Here is a 20030-nt window from a genome sequence, read left to right as displayed (position 1 = left end):
TATTGTGGAAAGTGAAGGGGAAATGAATATGCCACTTCGTCAAGAAGCGGTGCCTGTTGGCACTGGCGCGGATGTTCCGCTGAAAGGGGTTAGGGCCAATATAGTCCAATCCATTCGTGCTTTTAGGGTGGAAGAGCTTCAAAACTCGGCCCGTTCCTTAGGGCACCATTTTTTGTATGCCAATCTGGCAGAGGCTCAAACTAAGCAAGATGTCTTGGACCTGATCAGCCAACAGTTCATGTTGTCTGTGCCAGTCGGCAAGAATTTTGATGCTCTGTACGACAGCATGACAGACCCCGTGCATAAGTCTGGCCCGCAGCCTGGGTTCATTGTCGTTCTGGAACACATTCCTGCAAACGTCAAGTTTGACAAAGAAGCCCGTGAGCAACTTCTCGATATCTTTAGAGACACTTCAGATTACTGGGGGGACCGGAAAATTCCATTCCGATGCTTCTATTCTTTTCTGTAGCCCGTTCTGCACAAACCAGCCAAGCAGAACGGGCTAACGAGGCAAGCAACGAAGTTGCAAAAGTTGACGCAGAGGGTGTACTCACCGCGACAGCTGAAAATGGGGAAAAAATGCCCACAGATAAGCTTTTGGATGTGTCTCCATTGGCTCTTCGAATGAGCAGCCCCTTCAATGCGGGGTATTGGTTAGCTGCTGCATAGCATTGCAGCAATGCGCCCCTCAGGGGAGCGCAGTGTTTAATCTCCCATCAAAAGCCCATCCTTGTGATGGGCTTTTGCATTCTGGGATGGGGCTATGGTTTTGCTCCATAGCAAAGGCTTGGCGCACTGACGATGTCTCTAGATGGCGAACATTGCCAGCGCGCTCAGTGCGGCCGTCTCAGCGCGCAATGTCCTTGGCCCTAAGGATGCAGCGGCAAACCCAGCGAGCAGCGCGTGTTCTTCTTCCGCGCCAGACAACCCACCTTCTGGCCCTGACAAGAAAAAGACGGACGGTTTCGACATGGATACTTCAGCGTGCGCGCTCGCGATTTTCCGCAAAGGCGTACTACCATCCCGCAGTGAAAGAACCCAATGCGATGTGAGAGCAGGGCCCACTGTTTCCATGCCTCGGATCCACGCGGGCAACGTAGTCACGGGATGAATGATGGGAACCATATTGCCGCCACACTGCTCGCACGCTGCAATAGCGACGCTCTGCCAGTGCTGGGTCTTCTTATCCGCGCGGTCCCCGGTTAAACGCACCACACTGCGCTCTGTCATGAGCGGCTGAATACTGGCTACCCCTAGCTCGGTGGCCTTCTCCACGAGCCAATCCATTCGCTCATTGGCGGGCATACCAACCAACAGATGAACATCAACAAAGGGTTGCCGTTCAATAGCCATGTGGGACCCTACTTGTACCTCAACATGGCTACGCCCCATCTCGGTAATGCGAGCGGAGTACTCCCCGCCTTCTACGCCCACTTGGTCCCATCCTGGTCCCGCATTGAACAGCTGAATCATGTCACCCGGTTGTAGCCGAAGTACTTGCACATGGCGAGCTGGGCCCGGGGGAAGGTGCAACATCAACCCAGGGCTCAACTGAGTGGGACAAAAAAAACGTGGCATAGACGGTAAAGAGTGGATTGCAACAAGTGAAACGGGGCGTCCTAGCTGGGCCGCGGTCACACACGCCCGAAGGCGTAGCCGCTGGGAACCTCGATCCCTTCCACACGCTCGATCAGCCTTAGCAGTGGGCCTAGCTCTCGATAGCGTGCGCAGGTCGCGCGCATGTACGCGATGAAGCGCGGGGTATCTGCCAAATACTTGGCCTTTCCGTCACGCAAAGTCAGTCTCGCAAACAAGCCAGTGATTTTCAAGTGGCGTTGAAGCCCCATCCACTCGACGCCGCGATAGAACTCACCGAAGTCGTCCCCCACAGGCAAGCCCGCTTTGCGCGCCTTTTCCCAGTAGCGCACGGTTACATCAATGCAAAAACTTTCATCCCAGGACAAAAAGGCATCGCGCAAAAGGCTTGCAATGTCATAGGTGATGGGTCCGTAGACCGCATCTTGAAAGTCCAGCAATCCCAAGCCCAGTGGTCCTCTTGTGGAAGCTAAAGGACTGGCATGTCCAGGAACCATGAGATTGCGAGGCATGAAATCACGGTGCATAAACACACTCGGCCAAGCCAAAGTGTTTGCTTGTATGTGTTGGAAGGCGTCATCTAGCGTCTTGCGCATGCTCTTGTCGATGTCGCACTTGCGGTATTCCCCGATATACCACTGTGGAAACAGTTCGAGCTCACGCCGGACGAAGGCCTCGTCATACACAGGAAGGACGCCTGGAACAGAAGCCAATTGCCATCGAATCAGCATGTCCACGGCCTCCAAGTAGCCGTCAAGAGAAGGGGTGGCGCTGTTTTCCATGCTCTGGGCGAAGGTCTGTGCTCCGAGATCGGACAGCAACATGAAGCCGTCCAACTCGTCCCATGCAAGAATCTCAGGCACCTTAACCAACGCCCCTTGCAAAAGTTTTGCGACCTTGACAAAGGCATGGCAGTTTTCCTTGTCTGGGGGCGCATCCATAATCACGAAGCTGGTAGTTGGGCTAGTGACTCGCAGGTAACGGCGGAAACTTGCATCCGCAGACGCCAGGTGCAAGGTCTCTTCGGCCAGTTGGTATTGCGTTTTTACGCTAGCGAACCAGGCCGAAAAGGCCTGTTGCCGCTCCGGGGAGCTCCATTCAATCCCTGGGCGTAACTGGTAACTGCTGTCGGACGATTGAAGCGGTGTGGATGTCATCTTGGTTGAGCTCATGGATAATCCATTCTACAAACGCCAACTGCCTCCTTGCACAATGGCATCAATGGCTTTGGCCAGCGCTTCCAATATCGAACACTTTGCCCCTCTACAGCTGACCTGCATGCGACCCCATCCGCGCCGATTGAAACCCAGCAGGCAAGCCACTGCCCACCCCCTATCCCGCGTAGCCATTGTGGTTTTCCTGTATTGCAGCCATTTGGGTGCGCAAGCACAGGAGGCGAGGGAAGGTGTTCCAACTGCTGAAGATGCAATTGGCCTAAAAGCCAGTAGCCTCATGGAAGAGGGCATTTCCGTCAAGCAAAAGCAGGGTGCGCCCACATTTTTGATCGGTGATCGCATCTCGGGGCATCCCGACTTGGAGACCGTGATTGAAGGCGATGCAGTCTTTCGTAAAGCGGGTACGGTGATTCATGCGGACCGCCTTGAATACGACCAATCTACGGATATCGCCAAAGCTGAAGGAAAGGTTCGCGTGAACCGGGGGGGCAATGTCTATGAAGGCACACACCTTGAACTCAAAGTGGAGGCATTTGAAGGCACATTTGAAAACCCGGTGTATCAGTTCCTGCAAAACGACGCCCATGGCCAAGCGAGCAAAGCGACGTTCTTGGACGAAAGCCACACGGTAGTCTCTGCCGCGACCTACACCACATGCCGCCGCATTCCCGGCCCAGACTGGATGCCCGCTTGGGTACTTCGAGCCACCACGATCAGCATCGACAATGATGAAGACATCGGCATCGCACAGGGTGCGGTCCTTGACTTCCAAGGCGTGCCCATCTTGCCGATTCCCGCATTGAGTTTTCCTTTGAGCGACAAGCGCAAGTCGGGATTTTTGCCTCCCACACTGGCACTGGACATTGGAGCAACCTCCGCGAATGGTACGGAACTGGCCGTCCCTTACTACTGGAGCATTGCGCCCAACCGTGACGCGACCATTACCCCCAACCTCATGACCAAACGGGGCGTAGATTTGGGCGCAGAGTTTCGTTACTTAGAGTCCACCTACTCAGGTACTGTGCGTGGCAATTACATGCCCTCCGACACGCTGCGCAATGCGGACCGATGGGGTTTGAATGTGAACCACACTGCGTCGATACAAACGGACCTTGCATACGCCGCAAACCTTGGGCTGACGGTGGATGTCAACCGGGTCAGCGATGACAACTATTGGCGTGACTTTACGAGGGCAAGTGGAGTGTTCACCCAAAGGTTGCTTCCCAGCACGGTATCCACCACGTGGAGTTCGGGTGGTTTTAGCAACACCATTCAAGTCCAAAAATGGCAAACGCTCCAAGATGTGACCGCGCCCATTACGCCACCGTATGACCGGGTTCCGCAGCTCAATACACGCTTTAGCAAGGCGAATGTGAATGGGTTTGACTGGTCAGTGGAGGGGGACTACACCCAATTCGATGCCGACCGAACGCGAACGCTGCAGCCCAACACACAGCGTTTGTATACGCTCGTTCAGTTGAGTAGGCCTTGGCTTGCTCCGGCCGGCTTCTTTGTCCCCAAAGTGCAGCTGCACGCTGCCAACTACCAGTTCGATGCGCCGACCAAAACCGGGGCCATTTACGAAAGCAGCGTAGTCCCCACATTCAGTCTAGATACTGGCTTGGTGTTCGAACGCGAAACGGCAGTGTGGGGACGCGGCTTTACGCAAACCTTGGAGCCACGCGCGTTCTATGTGAACACCCCGTATCGCAACCAAAGCATGTTGCCCAACTACGATACCGCTGCCAATGACTTCAACTTCGCTAGCATCTACACAGAAAATGCGTTTGTAGGGCACGACAAAATATCCGACAACAACATGCTCACCCTTGGCCTCACGACGCGTTTTCTAGATTCGGACACTGGGGCACAGATATCGAGGTTCTTGGTCGCGCAGCGCCTGAGGTTTGACGAGCAAAAGGTCACCCTCAACCCGTCGTCTGCGCCGGCCGCAGCAGGTCAAAGTGACATCTTGCTAGGTGCTTCGGTCAACGTGGCAGACCGCTGGGCTGTCGACTCCACCGTGCAATACAACCCCCTAACCGACCAATCTGCACGCTCAACTTTGGGCACACGTTACAGCCCTAGCGACTACCGCGTGGTGAACTTCGCTTACCGATTTCAGCGCCAAGTCAGCGAGCAAGTTGCTGTCAGCTGGCAATGGCCACTCAATGATCTGTGGGGAGACCAAGGGCGTGACATGGGGCCTGGGCGTGGTCAAGGCGAAGGACGCTACTATGGCGTGGGACGCATGGACTACAGCTTAGATGAGCGTCGGCTCGTCAACACCGTCTTGGGCGTCGAGTACGATGCCGGGTGTTGGCTGGGACGGGTGGTGCTGGAGCGCGTACAGACCAGCACTGAAACCGCATCACAAAGATTGATGTTCCAACTCGAGTTTGTGGGATTCACTAAACTTGGCATTAGCCCTCAGCGCGCTCTTAGCTCCAATATCTCACGCTACAAAAACCTGCGCGAAGCGGGCACATCTAACAGCCGTTTTAGCACGTACGATTGAATTCAAATGACACAGTCACTTAGAAGCCGGGCCCTTGCCCTCGCCTTTTCCGTTGCCCTGCTGGCTCCGGTCGCCATGGCTCAAACAGCCCCAACGGGTGATTTCATCGTAGCCCTGGTGAATTCGGAACCCATTACCAATGCCGAACTGCGGGCTGAAGTGCAGCGCGTCACCGAGCAATTGCGAGCTCAAAGGCAGGCCTTGCCGCCGCCCACGGAGCTCAACGCCTTGGTACTCGAGAGGCTTGTCAATGACCGTGCTCAGCTGCAATTGGCCCGAGAAACGGGTATTCGAGTAGACGCAGGTGCAGTTGACAACGCCGAGCAAGCTGTGGCGCGCCAGTACCAAATTAGTCTAGATGAGCTGCACAAGCGCTTGGCAAAAGAAGGGCTCAGTGTTGCCGCCTTTCGCGAGCAACTCCGCAACCAACAAACGCTGACCCGCCTCCATGAGCGTGATGTGGAGCGACGTATTGTGGTCACAGAGCAAGATATCGACCAATATTTGGCAGACCCCAAGAATGCCAACACGGATCCATTGGCCATAGAAATCAATCTAGCCCAAATCCTGATTGCGGTGCCAGAGAAAGCCTCGCCCGAACGTGTGGCTGCGCTGGGACAGGTGGCCCAAAAAACGTTGGACAGGCTGCTTAGTGGGGAAGACTTTGTGAAGCTCATGCAAGAAGTCTCCGCAGGCGATGCCAAAAATGGCGGCCAGTTGGGTCTGCGTCGTTCAGACCGTTATCCACAGTCCTTTGTGGCGGCTACTCAGAAATTGCCGGTCGGTGGCTATTCCGAGATCATCCGCAGTGCCGCTGGTTTTCACATATTGCAGCTGGTGGAACGACGGATACCGACTGCCTCGGAGCAAACCATGGTCGTGACCCGAGCCTCGCATATTCTGTTGCGACCCACACCGCAGGAGCCAGAGGCTGCTGCGGTGAGCAAACTCAAAGACTTCAAGCGACGCATTGTTGCTGGGAGTGTCACGTTTGCATCCTTGGCCCGTGAGTATTCCCAAGACGCAAGTGCAGCTGCGGGGGGCGACTTAGGCTGGGCTAATCCCGGCATGTTTGTGCCCGAATTTGAAGACGCCATGAATCGCTTGGCGGAGGACGACATCAGCGAGCCCGTGGTGTCGCGTTTCGGCGTGCACTTGATCAAAGTCACAGAGCGGCGCCGTGTGGCCTTGAGCCCCAAAGAAGTGCGTGATTCCGTGCGCAACCAGCTGAAGGGCATGCGCTATGACGACGCTTTTGTGAACTGGGCCCGAGACGTGCGCTCCCGCGCGTTTGTTGAGTTGCGTGACGCACCCCAATAAACCAACGACCGCCCCATGAAACACATTGCCCGCAAACGGTTTGGCCAACACTTCTTGTCGGACGGCGGCATCATTGACGCCATTGTTGACGCTATCGCACCGCAGCCCAGCGACAGCATGGTGGAAATTGGCCCAGGTTTGGCCGCCTTGACCCAACCACTGGTGGAACGTTTAGGGCACCTCCATGTGATTGAGCTGGACCGTGATCTGGCGCAACGTTTGCGCAGCCACTCTCAGCTGACAGTCATTGAGTCCGACGTCCTACGGGTGGATTTTTCTCAGATACCTGTTAAAGCGGGCAAGCTGCGGGTTGTGGGCAATTTGCCTTACAACATCTCGACACCGATTTTGTTTCACTTGCTGGACTACGTGCACATCGTGCAAGACCAACACTTCATGCTGCAGAAAGAAGTGATTGACCGCATGGTGGCACTGCCGGACAGTGCGGACTTCAGTCGCCTAAGCGTGATGCTGCAGTGGCGCTATGCCATGGACAATGTGCTTTTCGTGCCGCCGGAGAGCTTTGACCCACCACCCCGGGTGGACAGCGCTGTGGTGCGTATGGTGCCCTTGGCGCAGCCGCCCGCCATTGACGTGCGCTTGTTCAGCGAAATGGTGCAAGTGGCGTTTAGCCAGCGCAGAAAGCTGTTACGTCACACGCTAGGGCATTGGTTGGAGACAAAGGGCTTCAGTGGAACCTTCGATTTGCAGCGGCGCGCCCAAGAAGTTCCGGTGCAGGCTTATGTGGACTTGGTCCAACAGATTCAGCCCCTCGCCTAGAGCAAAGACCTTAATTCAGCACGGTCGCACGCAATAGCGTGTGCCCTGCGACGCAATGGTCACCACCGCCGCTTACACTGCGCGATATTCCAACTTTGGGGCGGGTCAGCTATGCAGCATGTAGTGTTCAATCAAAAAGGCGGCGTGGGCAAGTCCACCATCACGTGCAACTTGGCCGCTATCAGCGCCAGTCAAGGGCTGCGCACTTTGGTCATTGATCTGGACTCGCAAGGCAACTCCAGTCGCTACCTCTTGGGGGCCGAAGCTCCCGCTGACTTGCCCAATGTGGCTGAGTTTTTCGAGCAAAGCCTGAAATTCACCATTCGCGACAAAGCCGCCGCTGAGTACATCGTGCACACCCGGTGGGAGGGCTTGGACCTGATGCCTTCTAGCCCCACTTTGGATGAGTTGCATGGCAAGTTGGAGTCACGCCACAAGATCTACAAACTGCGTGATGCCCTCGAAGTGCTGGCCAAAGACTACGACCAGATCTACATTGATACCCCGCCCGCTTTGAACTTTTACACCCGCTGCGCCTTAATTGCGGCACAGGGGTGCCTGATTCCGTTTGACTGCGATGATTTTTCGCGCCGTGCGCTCTATACCTTGCTCGACAACGTGGAGGAAATCAAGGCGGATCACAACGCGCATTTGCATGTGGAAGGCATCATCGTCAACCAGTTCCAGCCGCGCGCCAATTTGCCCCAGCGCATGGTTCAAGAGCTCATCGACGAAGGACGTCCGGTGTTGCAACCCTACCTCAGCGCGTCAGTCAAAATTCGCGAGTCGCATGAGGCTGCGACCCCCATGATCTTCTTAGAGCCAAAGCACAAGTTGACCTTGGAATTCGTTGCGTTGCATGATGCCTTGATTGCCAAAGCTGGTAAGAAGAAAAAAACCAAGTAAAACTAGCTGGACTGCCCATGTGATATGCGCAGTCCGCTATTGAAACCGTAGCATTCTTAGCCGCGTCTGCGGCACTGGCCACACGCACTATGACCCAAGGCAGCAGCTCAATGCACAGTTTGTACCCGCCCATTGAACCCTACCGAAGTGGGTACTTGCCGGTAGACGATGTTCACACCCTCTACTGGGAGGAGTGTGGCAATCCCCAAGGTGTACCAGTGTTGTTTCTGCATGGGGGACCGGGGGCTGGCCTTTCACCTACCCATCGCCAGTTTTTTGACCCTTCGTACTACCGCATTGTGCTGTTTGACCAGCGTGGTGCGGGTCGGTCCACACCTTTGGGGTGTTGGGAGGACAACACCACCCAACTCTTGATCCAAGACATTGAGCAGATTCGATTGTTGATGGGCTTAGAGCAATGGTTGGTGTTTGGGGGGTCGTGGGGCTCCACCTTGGCACTGGCTTATGGGCAAGCCCACCCAGAGCGTTGCACAGGGTTCATCTTGCGGGGCGTGTTTCTGTGCACCCAAACTGAAATCACATGGTTTATGGAGGGCATGGGCCAGTTTTTCCCGGAGGCCCGGGCCCCCTTTGTGGACCACATCCCTCTTGAAGAGCGCGGAGATCTATTGGCCGCCTATTGCACGCGGCTGTTTGGTGACGACGCGCAGGCCAGTCTAGAGGCGGCCCGCATTTGGAGCCGCTATGAGGGCAGTTGCCTGCACCTCTTACCCCATCCGGAGGTGGCCGACACCTTTGGCACCGATGCGGTGGCCTTGGGAGTGGGGCGTCTAGAGGCGCATTACTTTCGGAACCGTGGTTTCTTGGCGGAAGACCAACTCATTCGCCAGATGGGCCGCATTAGCCACTTGCCCGCCATCGTGGTGCAAGGGCGATACGACGTGGTCTGCCCACCGCAGGCCGCATGGCGTTTGCACCAGGCGTGGCCAGGATCGCGCTTGGACATCGTAGAAGACGCAGGGCATGCCGCCTTGGAACCGGGTACGGCAAGCGCCTTGCTTGCGGCCACGGAGCAGTTCAAACAGGTCCTTACTCCCTAGGCGCAGCCGTAAGGGCGCTAGGATCTGCTGGGCTCAACGCGGTAGGCGTAGTTGCCGTGCAATAAACCAGACACCGCCGATGGCAATGCACACAAAGCTAACAAAGGACCAGTTGGCAATGGTCCCGCCAAGAAAGGTCCAGTCCACCTTGCTGCAGTCCCCGCTGCCCTTGAACACCATGGGGATGATGCGTTGCAGCGGGAAGTTTTCAATCATTCCGTACAGATCGCGCCCACAGGACACAATCTCTGGCGGGTACCACTGCAGCCAGCTTTGACGGGCGGCTACAAACGCCCCACCCAAGGCCACCAACACGGTCAGGGCGCTGCCGCCTACCCGCAAGCCTTTTGAGCCGGTAAGCGCTGTCAATCCAGCGAGTACAGCGACCGAAAGAAGCGCGTAGCGCTGCACGATGCACATGGGGCAAGGCTCCAGGCCCACCACATGTTGCAAATACAAGCCAAACAACAGCAGCGCCACGCAAAGGGCACTCACAAGCGCCAGTGTGCGGCGTGGGTGAAAGTCAAGTTGGCTGTTCAGAAAAGGGATCAGCATGAAAGGTTCCGAGGTAAGAGGGAGAGGCGATTGTCAGCCTTGTTGGAGTAGAAAACCCGGGAAAGTTCCCGAAAGCTGCCTTTACACCCCTCCGCCATAGGGCGGTTGTACTGTGTCGGGCCCTGTGTTGGGGGGAGTCGGCTGCCCCTCACGGGCAATGTGGCTGGCCAAGAAATCCAGAAATGTGCGCACGGTGGGGACCATCCCCCTGCGCGACGGAAAGACCGCATGGAACAGCCCAGGGCGCGGAGCCCAACCGGGCAGTGCCTCTTGCAATTGGCCTTGCGCCAACTCTTGGGTGCACATGTAGTCGGGCATAAAGCACATGCCAAGGCCTTGCAAAACCGCAAGCTTGAGCGTGTGCAGATCATCCGCAATGTAGCGGGGGTAGTGCACAAACTCATGGGTAGCACCGCCCGGGCCGATCAGATGCCACGTCATGCGCCCGTCCGAGGCGGACATGCTGATGGTGTCCAGAGTTTGCAAACTGGCAAGGTCTGTCGGCTGCCCTTGTCGCTCGATTTGTTGGGGGCTGCACACCAGCAGCGTTTTGCTCTGTCCGAAACTCTTGATGACCAAGCTGCCGCTGTCATCCAGGGTGGGGCGCACACGCAAAGCCACGTCAAAGCCCTCTTCCACAAGGTCCACCGCGCGGTTGCTTACCCGCATATCAACTTTGACCAAGGGATAGCGCGCCATGTAGGCAGGCAAAAGCACGCCCAGTGTGGATTGGGCCAGCGTCACCGGGCAAGCAATGCGCAGCAGGCCTCGGGGCTCGGTTTGTGCTTCGGCGACCGCTTGCTCTGCGGCGGCGGCTTCATCGCGCATCGCCACACAGTGCCGGTGGTAAACCTCTCCGACTTGGGTCAAGGACAGTTTGCGGGTGGTGCGTTGCAATAGGCGCAGCCCCAAGCGCGCCTCGAGTTCAGCAACCCGGCGCGATAGCTTGGACTTTGGCACGCCCAAAGCCCGTCCCGCTGCGGCAAAGCCACCCCGCTCGACCACTTCGGCAAAGTACAGCATGTCGTTCAAATCTTGCATACGACGTCCTCTCTGCGCAATGATTCACGGGACTATTGTCCCATAGGTAGGACGATGAAGTGCAAATACGCCCACTTATCAGAGTATTGGCTAGCTGGAACAATCCATTCACCGCCAAGCATGGCGCTTTAACGACATTGAATAGGACGAACACCATGAAACTACTGCGCATTGATTCCAGCATCTTGGGCCAATACTCCACCACCCGCCAATTGACCGCTGACATCAGCGCCCAATGGCAAGCCAGTCATCCCGGGACCACGATCGAGGATCTGGACCTCGCCGTGGACACGCCTAGCCATTTGTCCGCCGACGCCTTGGCGTCGCGGCAAGGCATCGCGGACGCCGCCATGACCGAGGCGCAGCGCGCGGAATCCGTGGTGAGCGAACGTCTGGTGCAACAGTTTTTGGAGGCGGATGTGGTGGTCATCGGTGCTCCGTTGTACAACTTCTCCGTGCCCAGCCAGCTCAAGGCCTGGATTGACCGTGTAGCCCAAGCGGGTCGCACCTTCAAGTACACCGACAAAGGCCCTGTAGGACTTGCGGGCGGCAAGACCGTGATCGTTGCGTCGGGCCGTGGTGGTGTGTATTCCACGACGGAAGGCGCGCGCGCTATGGAACACCAAGAGAGCTACTTGGCCGTAGTCATGGGCTTTTTGGGCATCACCGATGTGCGTTTTGTGCGCGCTGAAGGCCTGGCCATGGGGGATGCCAGTAAGGCGCAAGCACTGGCCAGCGCTGCGCTTGAAATCAAAGCGGTGACGGCCGTAGCCGCCAACCAAAACGTGTTGAGCCAAGCGGCCTAAGGCGTGCGAGAGTCGGCGTCACTGGCACTGCAGCACGGCACTTACCTGGGCCGGTGTGGGCAGTGGCGCAACAGCCCCAAAGCCCTGCACGGCCAGCGAGGCGGCGGCGTTGGCGTACCGTGTGGCGTCCACCAGGCTGTCACCTTGCGTGATGCGGGCCAGCAAATTGCCGCAAAAACAGTCGCCCGCACCCGTGGCATCTACCGCGGCCACGCGCCTGCCTGGTACATGCACTCGGTGCAGGCCATCACTGACCAAAGCACCATCAGCGCCCAGCTTGAGCACCACCTGCCGGGCTCCTAGATCGTGGCTCCATTGCACGATAGCCTCAGGATTTTGCATGCCCGTCAGGGTCTGGATGTCTTCCAAACTGGGCAAAAACACATCGCACAAGCCCATCGCCTCTGTCAGGCAGGAGCGTGCGTCTTCCACACTCCACAGCTTCAGACGCAGGTTGGAGTCTAGGCTGACCTGTGTTGCATGGCTTTTGGCAGAGCGCATGGCTGCCAAAACCGTATCGCGCGCACCGTGAGAAATGGCCAAAGAAATACCCGAGACGTGCAGCACTTTGGCTTGCGCAATCCGGCTTTGCACCGTGGGGCTTGCCAACCACTGCGCGTCCATGCGGCTGGCGGCAGACCCCGCCCGCAAGTAGCTGAACGCATGCCCCTGGGGGGTATGGGTCACGAAGTACACCCCGGTGTGGGCATGGATGTCGCGCCCTATCGCACCCGTGTCTACCCGCTCGGTACGCCACAAGTCCATCAGTGCATCGCCAAAGGCATCGTGGCCTAGGCGGCTCAGGTACGCGGTAGTCGCACCCGCCCGCGAGGCTGCGATGACCGCATTGCTGGTGTCGCCACCAAAGCCTTGGAGGTAGTGCGGCTCGTGGGGACGTGTCTGGTTGAACTCGACCATGGCTTCTCCCATGGCAACCACATCGAAGGGTTTTGTGGGCAGGTGGACAGACGGCATACGCGGTTTAGCGGGGTTTGTAGGCGGTCACGTCGATCTCCACCTTGGCATCGACCATCAAACGTGACTCCACAGTAGACCGCGCTGGGCGATGGTCGCCAAAGCACTCCATGTAGACCCGGTTAAAGCTACCAAAGTCACGCGCGTCGTCTAGCCACACACTCACTTTGGCCACATCGGCCAAGGTGCAATCGGCCAGGGCCAGGGCCTGTTCTAGGCGTTTGAACACCTGGCGGGTTTGCGCCTCGATGCCGCCCACAATGACCTGTCCTTGCTCGTCTGTAGGGACCTGCCCCGACACAAACACAAAGTCACCCGCTCGCACGGCGGGAGACAGGGGACGGGCTTGGCGGTCCGACGCTAGCGGCGACTGGCCTAGCAATTCAATCTTCGACATACAAACTCCTTTTGTAATGAATTTACAGAAAATAAGGGAAAATTGGTTTGACTTTTGTATTTTGCTAAATTAGCATTCAATTTCTGTAATGTTATTACTTTTGGAGACGGCATGCAAACAAATACAACACGCGTCACGCGCCATAGTTCGCAGGTTCCCGCTATGCTGCGGCGCCGCTGGTTCGCGGCACTGGCACTGATGGGTGCCATGACAGTAGTAGGCGCACCTGCCTCAGCGGCTCCCGCCAAAGGTGGGGCAGCCAACCTCGCCATGGTGGGTGAGCCACAGGGATTAGACCCGATGACCAGTACCGCAGACTTGGTCGGCACCATCATGCAGCACGTGTATGAGCCTCTGTATACCTTTGATGCCAATTGGAATATTGCGCCCATGCTGGCTGAAAGCATGCCAACGGTTGCTAAAGATGGTTTGACGTACACCATCCAGCTGCGCAAAGGGGTCAAGCTGCACAATGGCCGTGACTTGAATGCCGATGACGTGGTCGCCTCGCTCAAACGCTGGATGGACGTGTCCCCACGGGGCAAGGCCGTTGCCAAAGTGGTGGCCGCGCTAAATGCCAAAACAGCCCACAGCGTGGAGCTGGTACTCAATGCACCGTATGCCCCCTTGCTCGCACAGCTTGCCTTGCCCAGTGGCATGGCCGCCATCATGGCCAAAGAAAGCATTGCCCCGCAAATCACCGACTTTGTTGGCACAGGGCCCTACAAGTTCAAAGAGCGTCGCCCCGATCAATTCACGGTACTTGTTCGCCACGATGCATACACTGCGCGCAAGGAAGCGCCTAGCGGCTATGCGGGACGCCGTGAGGCCTTGTTGGACGAGCTGCGTTTCGTGCCAGTGCCCAACGCCAATACCCGGGTGGAAGGCGCGTTGTCGGGTCAATTTCAGTATGCAGATCTGCTTCCTGTAGAAGCAACGAGCCGAATTGAGAAGGCCGGTTCAGCGGTTGTGCCTATCGTGACCAAGAACTTCGGATTCCCTTACGTGGTGTTTAACACCAAAGAAGGCGTTCTGAATACACAGCCTATGCGCCGGGCGGTACAAACCGCAGTCGGCCAAGGGGAAATGATGGCAGCGGCGTTTGGCGACAACCGTTTCTTTGTGGTTGAGCCCAACTTCTTCCCTAAGGGCACACCCTATTACTCAGCGGCCGGCAGTGCGGTCTACAACGAGCGCAATCCTGCGGTCGCCAAAGAGCAAGCGGCAAAAGCGGGTTACACCGGCCAACCGATTCGCATCATGGCGAGCCGGCAGTATGAGTTCCACTACAACATGGCCTTGGTGATGGCTGAGCAGTTGAAAAAAGCGGGCTTTAAAACCGAGCTGCAAGTGGTGGACTGGGCTACCTTGGTGCAGCGCCGAGGTGACTCCAAACTGTGGGATGTGTACTTTACGCACTCCGGCCTGTTGCCTGAGCCGATGCTGTCGCCACCCCAGTTGGGTGACGGAGCCCCCGGCTGGTGGGACACCCCGGCCAAAAAGGCCACGCTGAGCGCATTCAACCAAGAGACCAATTTGGCCAAGCGTGGACCCTTGTGGGGCGCGGTGCAGCAAACGGTGTACGACGAAGTGCCTTTCATTGAGGTGGGCAAGTTCAACGCACTGTCCGCGCGCTCTGCCAAGTTGGAAGGCTACATCCCTTCCGTCTGGCCCTTCTTTTGGAACACGGGGCTAGCCAAGTAAACACGCACCGTACCTCACTATGCGTTTCTTGTTGAATCGATTGGCTGGCGCCGCTGTGGTGCTAGCCCTCGTTGCAGTGCTGGTGTTTTTGCTCACCCGACTGGCGTCGGGTGATCCCATGGCACTCATGCTGGGTGACCAGGCCACTGTCGAAGACATTGCCAAAGCCCGCACCCAGTATGGCTTGGACAAGCCCCTGCCAACGCAGTTTGTGCTGTGGGTGGGGGAACTGTTGCAAGGCAACCTAGGGCAATCCATATTCCTGCAGCGGCCAGTGGCCCAGGCCTTGTTGGAACGTGCAGAACCTACGCTATTTCTTGCCTTGTTTGCGGTGAGCATTGCCGCGGCTATTGGTGTGCCCTGCGGTATGGCTGCCGCAATTTGGCGTGGCAGTGTGGCTGACCAAGCCCTGAGTGGCTTAGCCATGTTGGGTGCCAGTATTCCCAGCTTTTGGATGGGGCTATTGCTGATTCAGTGGTTTGCCGTGCACTTGGGCTGGTTCCCCGCGTCAGGCTACGGTGACCCAGGCATGGCGCTGGGGCAGCGGCTTTATCACTTGGCATTGCCTGCCTTGGTGTTGGGTGTGCTGAACTCTGCCTTGGTCATTCGCTTCACGCGCGCATCCATGCTCGACATCTTGGGTGAGGACTACGTGCGCACGGCCCGCGCCAAAGGCTTGTCGGAGTCGGTGGTCATGGTGCACCACGTCTTGCGCAATGCGCTCGTGCCCATCATCACGGTGCTTGGCCTGACCATGGCGCTGATGATTGGCGGTACGGTCGTGACGGAGACCGTGTTCAACCTTCCGGGGGTGGGCAATCTCGTCGTGCGCGCAGTGCTGCGAAGGGACTACCCGGTGATTCAGGGAACCTTGTTGGTCATTGCCGCTATCTATGTAGGAATCAATTTGGTGATTGACTTGCTGTACACCGTGGTAGACCCACGCATTCGTCTGGGAGGCGCGTAATGACGGTCTCCGCTTGGGCGCACCACCGCTGGCCGGATGCCATGCGTCAAATGTCTCGATTGTTTGCCCGCAAAATCGTACTCCTTGCCGCGTTGGTACTGGGTGCAGTGTTGGCAGTCGCTATCGTGTTACCCATGGTGTCGGATGCAGACCCCAATGCCATTGCGGTGACCGAGCGCTTGATGCCACCGTCCCTCGCGCACTGGGCGGGCACCGATGAGTTGGGCCGCGATGTGGCACTGCGCATCGTGCATGGCGCACGCTACTCACTCATGATTGGTGCCATTACTGCAGCCGGTGCCGTGGTGTTGGGGGCACTCTTGGGCATATTGGCGGGCTTTTTCCAAAGACTGGATGCCCCACTGATGCGCTTGGTCGACGCCATGATGTCATTCCCTGACATCTTGCTGGGCATCGCCCTAGTTTCTATTCTGGGTGTCTCGCTATGGAACGTGATGCTAGCCCTGGTCATTGTGTACACGCCGCGCGTAGCGCGGGTGGTGCGTGCTGCAACCCTGGTGCTGCGTGAGCTGCTGTTTGTAGACGCGGCGCGCGCCCTAGGTGTGCGCACCCACCGCATTTTGTGGGCACATGTGTTGCCGAACCTGATGTCTCCGGTGTTGGTGCAGCTGACATTCATCTTTGCCTACGCCATATTGGCAGAAGCAGGGCTGTCTTTCTTGGGCGTTGGGGTTCCACCTGACATTCCAACCTGGGGCACCATGATTGCTGGAAGCTTGGAGTACTCTGACAAAGCGATTTGGACCTTGCTTTTCCCGGGGCTGGCCATTGTGTTGACCGCAGTGTCTTTGCAAATGCTGGGTGACGGCGTGCGTGACATGTTAGACCCCAAACTTAAGAAAGCCGTATGAGCACCGTTGTCACACCCAGCGCACGTTTAGAAGTGCGTGGCTTGTCCACTTCTTTTGCCACAGACGCAGGCCGCGTGCAAAGCGTGGCCGATGTCTCCTTCTCCATTGCGCCAGGCCAAACGCTGGCACTAGTGGGAGAGTCTGGTTCAGGCAAGTCGGTGACCAGCTTGTCCTTGATGGGCTTGCATGCCAAAACATCCCAGGCGCAGATGCAAGGCGAAGCATGGTTTGTGCGCCGCGATGGTGGCAAGGTCAATCTGATCGGATTGGCAGAGCCTGAGCTGCGGGCATTGCGCGGCAATCAGATGGCCATGATCTTCCAAGAGCCCATGACCAGCTTGAATCCTGTGCTAACCATAGGCTCCCAGATCGCCGAGTCTGCGCGCCTGCATTTGAAGCTAGATGCCAAAGCCGCGTCTGCCCATGCCTTGCGCATGCTGGAGTTGGTCGAAATACCTGCCGCAGCCCGCAGGTTGCATGAGTACCCTCACCAGTTGTCGGGCGGTATGCGCCAGCGCGTGATGATCGCGCTGGCCATGGCCTGCAACCCGAGTCTGCTGATTGCGGATGAGCCCACCACCGCTTTAGACGTGACGATTCAGGCGCAGATCTTGGCGCTCATGGGGCGGCTGCAAAAGGAAACGGGGATGAGCTTGCTGTTTATCACGCACAACTTGGGCGTGGTTGCGCAATACGCAGACGCAGTCGCGGTGATGTACGCCGGGCGCATTGTGGAGTCCGCGCCAGTGCACGACTTGTTTGCCAGCCCCGAGCACCCCTACACCCGTGGCCTCTTGGCGTGCCTGCCGGGCGTTGCACGTCAGAAAGCCGCATTGTCCAGTGCAGCCTTGGAGCCAGTGGGGACTTCCGCGCCTAAGCGGCCACGCTTGGTGGCGATTGCGGGCCAGGTATCCAGTCCCTTCGCGCAACCTCCTGGCTGTGCCTTTGCTCCCCGATGCCCGCAGCGCACCGAGGCGTGCGAGATACAAATGCCCACCTTGCTTCCATGGGGGGCAGACCGCATGGTGCGCTGCCCAGTGACTGCGGCCACAGTGCGTAGCAGCCAGGTGCAGCGCACTGCAGAAGGAGTGCCAGCATGAGCACGCATGACAACTTAATCGACATCCACCAGCTCAGCAAGCACTTTGGCACTGGTCCGCACCCAGTGCGCGCGGTCAACGATGTGAGCTTTGCCATTCGGCGTGGCGAAACACTGGGGCTGGTGGGCGAGTCGGGTTCGGGCAAGAGCACCATTGGCCGTTTGCTAACCCGGCTGGTGGAGCCCACCTGTGGGCAGATGCACTACCGGGACAGCGCCACGGCGCCTGCGCCGGGGCTGGATTTGGCGGGGCTGTCGCAGGCCCAATACAGGCCGCTGCGGTCCAAGATCCAGATCATTTTTCAAGACCCATACGCCAGCCTGAACCCCCGGATGCGGATTCGCCAGGTGTTGGATGAGGCCTTAGACACCCATGGGTTGGCCAAGGGGCGTGAACGCCTGCCTCGCATCCATGCCCTCTTGGAGCAAGTGGGGCTGCGCCCGGAACACGCGCAGCGTTACCCGCATGAGTTTTCAGGCGGACAACGCCAGCGCATTGGCATTGCGCGGGCCTTGGCGGTAGAGCCCCGATTTATCGTTGCGGATGAGCCTTTGTCGGCCTTGGATGTGTCCATCCAAGCGCAAGTGGTCAATCTACTCGGCGACCTGAAGGAGCAACTGGGCCTCACTATCCTGTTCATCTCCCACGACTTAGATGTGGTCGAGTACATCTGCGATCGGGTGGTGGTGCTGTACTTGGGCCGGGTGATGGAGATCGCGCCTACGCATGCCTTGTATCGGGAGCCGCAACACCCCTATACCCAGGCGTTGCTCGCTGCTGCGCCAGTGCCAGACCCCAGCCAACGGCGTACCATTGAGTTGCTCAAGGGTGACCTGCCAAGCCCAGCGCATCCGCCCTCTGGCTGTGTGTTCAGGACCCGGTGTCCACACGCCATAGAGCCATGTGCAAGCCACGAAACTCCACTGCGTGCCATAGGCCCAGACCATTGGAGTGCGTGCTGGAGAACCGATATTCCTGTAAACCGATGAATCACACCTTTACCCTGTCCGCTGCTTGCAAAAGCTACCCCTACGGCGAGCCGCCTATTGCGTCGAACCAAGTGGCCGATAAAGGCTGGAACGTGCTTGCCAACGACCTTCCCATGCCTTTGGCCGTCATACGTCGCAGTGCTTTGGTGCACAACATCGCTTGGATGCAGGCTTTTGCGCAGCGCAAAGGGGTTGCCCTAGCTCCGCATGGCAAGACCACCATGTCCCCCGAGCTTTTTGCCATGCAGTTGGCGGCGGGTGCTTGGGGCTTGAGCTTTGCCACCGTGTTTCAAGCCAGCGTGGGCGTGGCCGCGGGTGCGCGCCGCATCGTCATTGCGAACCAAGTGGTCTGTGATGCAGATTTTTCATCCTTGGCGCGCTTGTTGGACGCGCACCCTGACTTGCGAGTCTGGTTCCTGGTGGACTCTCTAGCCCAACTGGACGTCATCCAAGACTGGTTTGCCCGGCAACCGCAGGCGAGACCTTTTGACGTACTGCTTGAAATGGGCATTGCAGGCCAGCGCACCGGGTGTCGCAGCTTTGAAGATGCGATGGCGCTGGCCCACGCAGTTACGCGCTGCGCGGCAACACGCCTAGGTGGCATAGAGTGTTACGAAGGCGGTGTGGCTACGTGCGACAGCGCCCAAGATGCACAGGCGGTGAGCGATTTGGTGCGCCGTGTGAACGATGTGGTACGCGCTTGTGATGCTGCGCAGATGTTTGTGGACGAGCAGATTGTGGTGAGCGCGGGAGGGTCGGCCGTGTTTGATTTGGTGCTGCCCATGCTCCGCGTGCAGGGGCTGGGCAAACCGTTATTCGGCGTCTTGCGTTCTGGCTGCTATGTGACCCATGACCATGGTAACTACGCCCGTTTTCTCACACAGCTCGAAAAGCGCGAAGGCTTGGCCAGTTCATTGCAAGCCGCCTTGGAGGTGTGGGCCATGGTGCAATCTGTGCCAGAGCCGGGACTGGCGCTGCTGACGTGTGGGCGTCGTGATGTGTCGTATGACTTGGAAATGCCCATTCCCCAGCGCTGGGTGCCGCGCGGCGGTGTGGCGCAGCGCGATCTCCCGCCAAGTTGGAAAATCAGTGCATTGAACGACCAGCACGCATACCTGCGGTTTGACCCATCTGCTGAGGCACCGCAGGTAGGTGACCGGGTAGCGCTAGGGATCTCGCACCCCTGCACTACGTTTGATAAATGGCGTTGGATTCCCGTAGTGGAAGACAACTGGGACATTAGTGGCGCGGTACACACCCAATTTTGA

The 20030-nt window shown here is 57.8% G+C and carries 19 protein-coding genes; 13 read left to right on the top strand and 6 right to left on the bottom strand.

Going from position 1 to position 20030, the window contains the following annotated elements; all coding sequences use genetic code 11:
- Window positions 1-22 precede the first annotated feature (22 nt).
- Window positions 23-469, top strand: a complete 447-nt coding sequence (locus EXZ61_RS20115) for a barstar family protein (protein WP_178084893.1) — start codon at window positions 23-25, stop codon at window positions 467-469.
- A gap of 338 nt (window positions 470-807) precedes the next feature.
- On the opposite strand, the gene EXZ61_RS20105 is transcribed toward EXZ61_RS20115, so the two are convergent.
- Window positions 808-1578: a 16S rRNA (uracil(1498)-N(3))-methyltransferase gene (locus EXZ61_RS20105; RefSeq protein WP_142813713.1), complete on the bottom strand. Its 771-nt coding sequence runs from the start codon at window positions 1576-1578 to the stop codon at window positions 808-810.
- A gap of 56 nt (window positions 1579-1634) precedes the next feature.
- Window positions 1635-2753, bottom strand: a complete 1119-nt coding sequence (locus tag EXZ61_RS20100) for an aminoglycoside phosphotransferase family protein (protein WP_142814337.1) — start codon at window positions 2751-2753, stop codon at window positions 1635-1637.
- Window positions 2754-2874: 121 nt separating this feature from the next.
- Here EXZ61_RS20100 and EXZ61_RS20095 point away from each other — a divergent pair, with 121 nt between their 5' ends.
- The 5 genes from EXZ61_RS20095 to pip all read left to right on the top strand — a co-directional run bounded on the left by EXZ61_RS20095 (window position 2875) and on the right by pip (window position 9356).
- Window positions 2875-5289 carry an LPS-assembly protein LptD gene (locus tag EXZ61_RS20095; protein ID WP_142813712.1) on the top strand — a complete coding sequence of 805 codons (2415 nt, stop codon included), beginning with the start codon at window positions 2875-2877 and terminating at the stop codon, window positions 5287-5289.
- 6 nt (window positions 5290-5295) lie between these two features.
- Window positions 5296-6609, top strand: coding sequence for a peptidylprolyl isomerase (locus EXZ61_RS20090; protein ID WP_142813711.1), 1314 nt, complete (start codon window positions 5296-5298; stop codon window positions 6607-6609).
- A gap of 15 nt (window positions 6610-6624) precedes the next feature.
- Window positions 6625-7389: a 16S rRNA (adenine(1518)-N(6)/adenine(1519)-N(6))-dimethyltransferase RsmA gene (gene rsmA, locus EXZ61_RS20085; RefSeq protein WP_142813710.1), complete on the top strand. Its 765-nt coding sequence runs from the start codon at window positions 6625-6627 to the stop codon at window positions 7387-7389.
- 111 nt (window positions 7390-7500) lie between these two features.
- Window positions 7501-8295 (top strand): ParA family protein, encoded by a 795-nt coding sequence (locus tag EXZ61_RS20080; protein ID WP_142813709.1) that lies wholly within the window; start codon window positions 7501-7503, stop codon window positions 8293-8295.
- Between the two features lie 110 nt (window positions 8296-8405).
- Window positions 8406-9356, top strand: coding sequence for a prolyl aminopeptidase (gene pip / locus EXZ61_RS20075; protein ID WP_237219018.1), 951 nt, complete (start codon window positions 8406-8408; stop codon window positions 9354-9356).
- Between the two features lie 33 nt (window positions 9357-9389).
- Here the strand turns inward: pip and EXZ61_RS20070 are convergent, their stop codons facing one another.
- Together EXZ61_RS20070 and EXZ61_RS20065 are read right to left on the bottom strand one after the other, a co-directional pair.
- Window positions 9390-9911, bottom strand: coding sequence for a disulfide bond formation protein B (locus EXZ61_RS20070; RefSeq protein WP_142813707.1), 522 nt, complete (start codon window positions 9909-9911; stop codon window positions 9390-9392).
- Between the two features lie 81 nt (window positions 9912-9992).
- The gene (locus EXZ61_RS20065) at window positions 9993-10952 is read right to left on the bottom strand and encodes a LysR substrate-binding domain-containing protein (RefSeq protein ID WP_142813706.1); all 960 of its coding nucleotides are present in this window, start codon (window positions 10950-10952) and stop codon (window positions 9993-9995) included.
- A gap of 155 nt (window positions 10953-11107) precedes the next feature.
- On the opposite strand from EXZ61_RS20065, the gene EXZ61_RS20060 reads away from it, so the two are divergent.
- Window positions 11108-11758 (top strand): FMN-dependent NADH-azoreductase, encoded by a 651-nt coding sequence (locus EXZ61_RS20060; RefSeq protein ID WP_142813705.1) that lies wholly within the window; start codon window positions 11108-11110, stop codon window positions 11756-11758.
- 18 nt (window positions 11759-11776) lie between these two features.
- Here the strand turns inward: EXZ61_RS20060 and EXZ61_RS20055 are convergent, their stop codons facing one another.
- Both EXZ61_RS20055 and EXZ61_RS20050 read right to left on the bottom strand, forming a co-directional pair.
- Window positions 11777-12733: a sugar kinase gene (locus tag EXZ61_RS20055; RefSeq protein WP_142813704.1), complete on the bottom strand. Its 957-nt coding sequence runs from the start codon at window positions 12731-12733 to the stop codon at window positions 11777-11779.
- A gap of 7 nt (window positions 12734-12740) precedes the next feature.
- The gene (locus EXZ61_RS20050; RefSeq protein ID WP_142813703.1) at window positions 12741-13130 is read right to left on the bottom strand and encodes a RidA family protein; all 390 of its coding nucleotides are present in this window, start codon (window positions 13128-13130) and stop codon (window positions 12741-12743) included.
- A 111-nt stretch (window positions 13131-13241) separates the two neighbouring features.
- On the opposite strand from EXZ61_RS20050, the gene EXZ61_RS20045 reads away from it, so the two are divergent.
- Genes EXZ61_RS20045 through EXZ61_RS20020 form a run of 6 tightly spaced genes read left to right on the top strand, consistent with a single transcriptional unit; the run spans window position 13242 to window position 20030 of the window.
- Window positions 13242-14834 carry an ABC transporter substrate-binding protein gene (locus EXZ61_RS20045; RefSeq protein WP_237219017.1) on the top strand — a complete coding sequence of 531 codons (1593 nt, stop codon included), beginning with the start codon at window positions 13242-13244 and terminating at the stop codon, window positions 14832-14834.
- A gap of 19 nt (window positions 14835-14853) precedes the next feature.
- Entirely contained in the window at window positions 14854-15801 is a 948-nt protein-coding gene (locus EXZ61_RS20040; RefSeq protein ID WP_142813702.1) for an ABC transporter permease, read from the top strand.
- Between the two features lie 41 nt (window positions 15802-15842).
- Window positions 15843-16673 carry an ABC transporter permease gene (locus tag EXZ61_RS20035; protein ID WP_168224871.1) on the top strand — a complete coding sequence of 277 codons (831 nt, stop codon included), beginning with the start codon at window positions 15843-15845 and terminating at the stop codon, window positions 16671-16673.
- Window positions 16670-17773: an ABC transporter ATP-binding protein gene (locus EXZ61_RS20030; protein ID WP_142813700.1), complete on the top strand. Its 1104-nt coding sequence runs from the start codon at window positions 16670-16672 to the stop codon at window positions 17771-17773. The genes EXZ61_RS20035 and EXZ61_RS20030 overlap by 4 nt, the downstream gene beginning before the upstream one ends.
- Window positions 17770-18762: an ABC transporter ATP-binding protein gene (locus tag EXZ61_RS20025; protein WP_142813699.1), complete on the top strand. Its 993-nt coding sequence runs from the start codon at window positions 17770-17772 to the stop codon at window positions 18760-18762. Before EXZ61_RS20030 ends, EXZ61_RS20025 begins: the two co-directional genes overlap by 4 nt.
- Window positions 18759-20030 carry an amino acid deaminase gene (locus EXZ61_RS20020; protein WP_142813698.1) on the top strand — a complete coding sequence of 424 codons (1272 nt, stop codon included), beginning with the start codon at window positions 18759-18761 and terminating at the stop codon, window positions 20028-20030. Before EXZ61_RS20025 ends, EXZ61_RS20020 begins: the two co-directional genes overlap by 4 nt.

This window comes from Rhodoferax aquaticus (assembly GCF_006974105.1).
Classification (GTDB): domain Bacteria; phylum Pseudomonadota; class Gammaproteobacteria; order Burkholderiales; family Burkholderiaceae_C; genus Allorhodoferax; species Allorhodoferax aquaticus_A.
This window is presented reverse-complemented; position numbering and strand designations above follow the sequence as displayed.

Coding starts and splice junctions, on each gene's coding strand:
- rsmA (WP_142813710.1), top strand. CDS start 6,625: ATGAAACACATTGCCCGCAAACGGTTTGGCCAACACTTCTTGTCGGAC.
- EXZ61_RS20020 (WP_142813698.1), top strand. CDS start 18,759: ATGAATCACACCTTTACCCTGTCCGCTGCTTGCAAAAGCTACCCCTAC.
- EXZ61_RS20105 (WP_142813713.1), bottom strand. CDS start 1,578: ATGCCACGTTTTTTTTGTCCCACTCAGTTGAGCCCTGGGTTGATGTTG.
- EXZ61_RS20070 (WP_142813707.1), bottom strand. CDS start 9,911: ATGCTGATCCCTTTTCTGAACAGCCAACTTGACTTTCACCCACGCCGC.
- EXZ61_RS20055 (WP_142813704.1), bottom strand. CDS start 12,733: ATGCCGTCTGTCCACCTGCCCACAAAACCCTTCGATGTGGTTGCCATG.
- EXZ61_RS20100 (WP_142814337.1), bottom strand. CDS start 2,753: ATGACATCCACACCGCTTCAATCGTCCGACAGCAGTTACCAGTTACGC.
- EXZ61_RS20090 (WP_142813711.1), top strand. CDS start 5,296: ATGACACAGTCACTTAGAAGCCGGGCCCTTGCCCTCGCCTTTTCCGTT.
- EXZ61_RS20050 (WP_142813703.1), bottom strand. CDS start 13,130: ATGTCGAAGATTGAATTGCTAGGCCAGTCGCCGCTAGCGTCGGACCGC.
- EXZ61_RS20115 (WP_178084893.1), top strand. CDS start 23: ATGAATATGCCACTTCGTCAAGAAGCGGTGCCTGTTGGCACTGGCGCG.
- EXZ61_RS20095 (WP_142813712.1), top strand. CDS start 2,875: ATGCGACCCCATCCGCGCCGATTGAAACCCAGCAGGCAAGCCACTGCC.
- EXZ61_RS20080 (WP_142813709.1), top strand. CDS start 7,501: ATGCAGCATGTAGTGTTCAATCAAAAAGGCGGCGTGGGCAAGTCCACC.
- EXZ61_RS20060 (WP_142813705.1), top strand. CDS start 11,108: ATGAAACTACTGCGCATTGATTCCAGCATCTTGGGCCAATACTCCACC.
- EXZ61_RS20025 (WP_142813699.1), top strand. CDS start 17,770: ATGAGCACGCATGACAACTTAATCGACATCCACCAGCTCAGCAAGCAC.
- pip (WP_237219018.1), top strand. CDS start 8,406: ATGCACAGTTTGTACCCGCCCATTGAACCCTACCGAAGTGGGTACTTG.
- EXZ61_RS20040 (WP_142813702.1), top strand. CDS start 14,854: ATGCGTTTCTTGTTGAATCGATTGGCTGGCGCCGCTGTGGTGCTAGCC.
- EXZ61_RS20065 (WP_142813706.1), bottom strand. CDS start 10,952: ATGCAAGATTTGAACGACATGCTGTACTTTGCCGAAGTGGTCGAGCGG.
- EXZ61_RS20045 (WP_237219017.1), top strand. CDS start 13,242: ATGCAAACAAATACAACACGCGTCACGCGCCATAGTTCGCAGGTTCCC.
- EXZ61_RS20030 (WP_142813700.1), top strand. CDS start 16,670: ATGAGCACCGTTGTCACACCCAGCGCACGTTTAGAAGTGCGTGGCTTG.
- EXZ61_RS20035 (WP_168224871.1), top strand. CDS start 15,843: ATGCGTCAAATGTCTCGATTGTTTGCCCGCAAAATCGTACTCCTTGCC.